The organism is Mycobacterium sp. E183 (assembly GCF_001667735.1).
Classification (GTDB): domain Bacteria; phylum Actinomycetota; class Actinomycetes; order Mycobacteriales; family Mycobacteriaceae; genus Mycobacterium.
In genome coordinates, this window is the sequence record NZ_LZJN01000041.1 from 1 (window position 1) to 3912 (window position 3912).

At 71.4% G+C, this 3912-nt stretch carries 6 protein-coding genes; 3 read left to right on the forward strand and 3 right to left on the reverse strand.

Annotation, left to right across the window (positions count from 1 at the left end; genetic code table 11):
- From A5691_RS03950 to A5691_RS03960, 3 genes are all read right to left on the reverse strand, one after another.
- The coding region (locus A5691_RS03950; protein ID WP_197504949.1) for an alpha-(1->3)-arabinofuranosyltransferase family protein at window positions 1-894 on the reverse strand (894 nt) is incomplete at its 3' end.
- A gap of 43 nt (window positions 895-937) precedes the next feature.
- Window positions 938-1111, reverse strand: coding sequence for a DUF2613 domain-containing protein (locus A5691_RS03955; RefSeq protein WP_065443914.1), 174 nt, complete (start codon window positions 1109-1111; stop codon window positions 938-940).
- A 76-nt stretch (window positions 1112-1187) separates the two neighbouring features.
- Window positions 1188-1388 carry a DUF2613 family protein gene (locus A5691_RS03960; protein WP_067751499.1) on the reverse strand — a complete coding sequence of 67 codons (201 nt, stop codon included), beginning with the start codon at window positions 1386-1388 and terminating at the stop codon, window positions 1188-1190.
- A gap of 131 nt (window positions 1389-1519) precedes the next feature.
- On the opposite strand from A5691_RS03960, the gene A5691_RS03965 reads away from it, so the two are divergent.
- The 3 genes from A5691_RS03965 to A5691_RS03975 form a co-directional block, all read left to right on the forward strand.
- Complete coding sequence (locus A5691_RS03965) at window positions 1520-2671, forward strand: glycoside hydrolase family 3 N-terminal domain-containing protein (protein WP_067751502.1); 1152 nt, start codon at window positions 1520-1522, stop codon at window positions 2669-2671.
- A gap of 79 nt (window positions 2672-2750) precedes the next feature.
- The gene (locus A5691_RS03970; protein ID WP_067751506.1) at window positions 2751-3404 is read left to right on the forward strand and encodes a TetR/AcrR family transcriptional regulator; all 654 of its coding nucleotides are present in this window, start codon (window positions 2751-2753) and stop codon (window positions 3402-3404) included.
- 16 nt (window positions 3405-3420) lie between these two features.
- A partial coding sequence (locus A5691_RS03975) for a chloride channel protein (RefSeq protein WP_197694379.1) occupies window positions 3421-3912 on the forward strand: 492 nt, incomplete at its 3' end.

Here is a 3912-nt window from a genome sequence, read left to right on the forward strand (position 1 = left end):
GGCCGCCGACCCGGTCACCAGCGGCGCGCCGGCGGTCGCGGTCGGCGCCACGTACGGGGTCCAGCTGTCGGTGCCGCGCAGGATCTCCGTGAGCGACGACCACTGCGTCGTCACACCGGAGGATTCGATGAAGTCCAGGAAGGGTGGGCTGATGGCTCGCAGCATCACCAGCGCCACCAGCCACCACAGCATCGCCAGGAAGAGCGCCAGCAACCACCACCCGGTGTAGCGCCACCACAACCGGTTGGGCCGGTGGCACGCCCACCAGATCACCGCGGGCAGGCAGGCGGCCAGCGTGGCGATCGCGTTGACCGCGCCCATCAACGCCACGGCCAGACCGGCCTGCGCGGCGAGCGCTCGCACCGACCGGTCGCCCGACGCGCGCAACGCCAGGATCGTCGGCAGCAGCACCCACGGCGCCAGCATCATCGGCAGGGTTTCCGACGAGATGGACCCCAGGGTGGTCAGCACCCGCGGCGACAGCGCGAACGCGGCGGCGCCGATCACCCGCGACGCGGGGCTGCCGATGCCGAGCGCCTCGGCGACCCGCAACAGCCCCCAGAAGCCGACGGTGAGCAGCAGCGCCCACCACAGCCGCTGGGTGACCCACCCGGGCACCGAGAGCAGATGGCCGATCGCGAAGAAGGTGCCGTGCGGGAAGAGATACCCGTAGGCCTGGTTCTGCGCCTGCCCGAACGGCAGCTCGCTGTTCCACAGGTTGGTGGCGCGGGCGAGGAAGCGCAGGGGGTTGGCGGTGAGGTCGAGTTTGGTGTCGGGGGAGACCCGGCCCGGGGATTGGGCGAAGGTCAACAGCAGGGCGATCGCCCCGACCAGCCATAGCCACCGGCGCGACACGGGCGCGGCCGACGAGGAGGTGACTACCGCCGCCCGCACCGCTGAACTCGGCGACGGTGAACCGCCGCGCCCGGCTGCGCCGCTAGCTACGGTTGCCGTACTCGACCCGGTTGAGCACTGACGACTGCGGATCGCCCCCGGGGAGTGGCGGTTTCGTGTCCTGCTGCACCATCAACGTGATCCCGAAGATCGCTGCCGCGCCGAGCAACAGACCCACCACCACGCTCGCGGCGGCGGGCGCAATGATCCGGTTCATCGACGGCTCCTCACAGCATCTTCGAAAACGTGGCGGCGGCTTAGCGCCAACCTAGCAGAACCCCGGTCGGCGCTCGTCAGGGCAGACAGTGCCCGTGAAAGCACCGGTCGCCGTATTGCACCAGGTGGGGTTCGAGCGGGATCAGCGCGGCCGGACGGGCCGGCACCGCCGTCAGGCCGTGGTCGGCGACGGCGAGCGTGACGCCCAGGGTGGTCGCGACGCCGACCGTCAGACCCACCGCGATGCTGGCCGCAGCCGCCAGGGTGAAACCGGTCATCGCTGGCTCCTTGATCTCGCCCCCCGCTAGCCCAGCTAGCACCTGCCCACGAATGCCCGCGCGGCCGAACAAGAAAACCTCGCCACTCCCCAGACCCGGAGGCCTGGACCCCGCCGTGCAAACATGGCCCGATGTCATTCTCGCGCACCATGACCGTCGCGGGGGCCGTGCTCGCGTCCGTGTCGGCTTTGGTGGCGGGCTGCGCCCACCACGCCGCCCGGCCACCCGGCCCGTCGACCTCGGTCAGCAAGCCGGCGGCCGCGCCCGCGCCGCCGGCCTGCGGTGACGTCACCGCGCTCCCGGTCCGCGACAAGCTGGCGCAGCTGCTGATGGTGGGCGTGAAGAACGCCGACGACGCCCGCTCGGTGGTCGACGGCTATCACGTGGGGGGCATCTTCATCGGAAGCTGGACGGACCTGTCGATCTTCAAGGGCCCGCTGGCCGACATCTCGGCGAAGGCCGGACCGCTCCCGTTGGCGGTGAGCGTCGACGAGGAGGGCGGCCGCGTCTCGCGGCTGCGGGCGCTGATCGGCTCGGCGCCGTCGCCCCGCCAACTGGCACAGACCATGACCCCCGACCAAGTCCACGACCTGGCGGCCGACCGCGGCAAGAAGATGCGCGACCTGGGCATCACCATCGACTTCGCCCCCGTGGTCGATGTCACCGACGCCACCGACGGCGTCATCGGGGACCGCTCGTTCGGCGGCGATCCCAACACGGTCACGGCCTACGCCGGGGCGTACGCGCAGGGCCTGCGCGACGCGGGGCTTTTGCCGGTGCTCAAACACTTCCCGGGGCACGGGCACGGCTCGGGGGATTCGCACACCGGCGGTGTGGTGACCCCGCCGCTGAGCGAGCTGCAGGGCGTCGACCTGGTGCCCTACCGGACGCTGGTGACCGCGGCCCCGGTCGCGGTGATGCTGGGTCACCTGCAGGTGCCCGGGCTGACCGGTGACGACCCGGCGAGCCTGAGCGCCGCGGCGGTGCGACTGCTGCGCGACGGCGTCGGCTACGGCGCCCCGCCGTTCAACGGCCCGGTGTTCACCGACGACCTGTCCAGCATGGGCGCCATCTCCGACCGGTACGGCGTCGCCGAGGCGGTGCTGCGCACCCTGCAGGCAGGCACCGACGTCGCGCTGTGGGTGACCACGGACGAGGTGCCCGCGGTCCTTGACCGGCTGCAGAAGGCCGTGGCGGCCGGCGAACTGCCCGGGCAGCGGGTTGACGACGCGCTGGGGCGGGTGGCGACGATGAAGGGCCGCAGCCCGGCGTGCGGCCACTAGCGGGTCGGCCACTAACGCGTGTGCGGTCACCGCGCGTTGCTTACTCTGGAGTCAGATAGACGAGCTAGAGAGGCGAGCGATGGCGGGTGGCACCAAGCGGTTACCGCGGGCCGTCCGCGAGCAACAAATGCTCGACGCCGCCGTCCAGATGTTTTCGGTCAACGGCTACCACGAGACCTCCATGGACGCGATCGCCGCCGCGGCGCAGATCTCCAAGCCGATGCTGTATCTGTACTACGGCTCCAAGGAGGACCTGTTCGGCGCCTGCCTGAACCGGGAAATGGGCCGCTTCATCGACGCGGTCCGCGCCGACATCGACTTCAGCCAAAGCCCGAAAGACCTGCTGCGCAACACGATCGTGGCGTTCATGCGCTACATCGACGCCAACCGGGCGTCGTGGATCGTGATGTACACCCAGGCCACCAGCTCGCAGGCGTTCGCGCACATGGTGCGCGAGGGGCGTGAACAGATCATCGAGCTCGTCGCCGGGCTGGTGCGGGCCGGCAGCCGCACCCCGCGGACCGAACGCGAACACGAGATGATGGCCGTGGCGCTGGTGGGCGCCGGCGAGGCGACGGCCAACCAGCTGTCCACCGGGGACATCGACGCCGACGAGGCGGCCGAGATGATGATCAACCTGTTCTGGCACGGCCTCCGGGGCGCACCGGGGGAGCGGGAGGCCGCGGCCGCCGCTCTGCCCAAGAAGGGCGGGAGCGGCGCCGCCAAGCGCTAACCCCTAGATTCGTGATGTGGCTCGACCGCCCGCCCGCCGCAACGTCGACTTCTTCTGCGCCGTAATCATCGTCGGACTGCTGGCCGGCGTGGCCGGGCTGGCGACGACGTTCGTGCTGCGCTTCGTCCAGCACGTCACGTACAACTACTCCTTCGGGGCGCTGCTCGCCGGGGTCGCGGCCAGCAGCCCGGTGCGCCGGGCCGTGGGACCGATGATCGGCGGCGCGCTGGCGGCGATCGGCTGGTGGCTCCTGCGGAGCCGGACCGACGTTCCGCCCATGGCCGAGACCATCTCGAGCCGAGAGCGGATACCGCGGCTGGCGTGGAGCCTGGACGCCATGCTGCAGGTGCTGCTCGTCGGGTCGGGCGCGTCGCTGGGCCGGGAAGGGGCCCCGCGCCAATTCGCCGCGGCCCTCGGTGATTTCGGGACCGCCTGGCTCAGGCGGCTGTCGCCGCGCGACCGCGAGGTGCTGCTGGCCTGCGCGGCCGGCGCCGGGCTGGGCGCGGTC

Excerpts from the sequence above, each read along its gene's own strand:
- A5691_RS03955 (WP_065443914.1), bottom strand. The coding sequence starts at position 1,111 with ATGAACCGGATCATTGCGCCCGCCGCCGCGAGCGTGGTGGTGGGTCTG.
- A5691_RS03960 (WP_067751499.1), bottom strand. The coding sequence starts at position 1,388 with ATGACCGGTTTCACCCTGGCGGCTGCGGCCAGCATCGCGGTGGGTCTG.
- A5691_RS03965 (WP_067751502.1), top strand. The coding sequence starts at position 1,520 with ATGTCATTCTCGCGCACCATGACCGTCGCGGGGGCCGTGCTCGCGTCC.
- A5691_RS03970 (WP_067751506.1), top strand. The coding sequence starts at position 2,751 with ATGGCGGGTGGCACCAAGCGGTTACCGCGGGCCGTCCGCGAGCAACAA.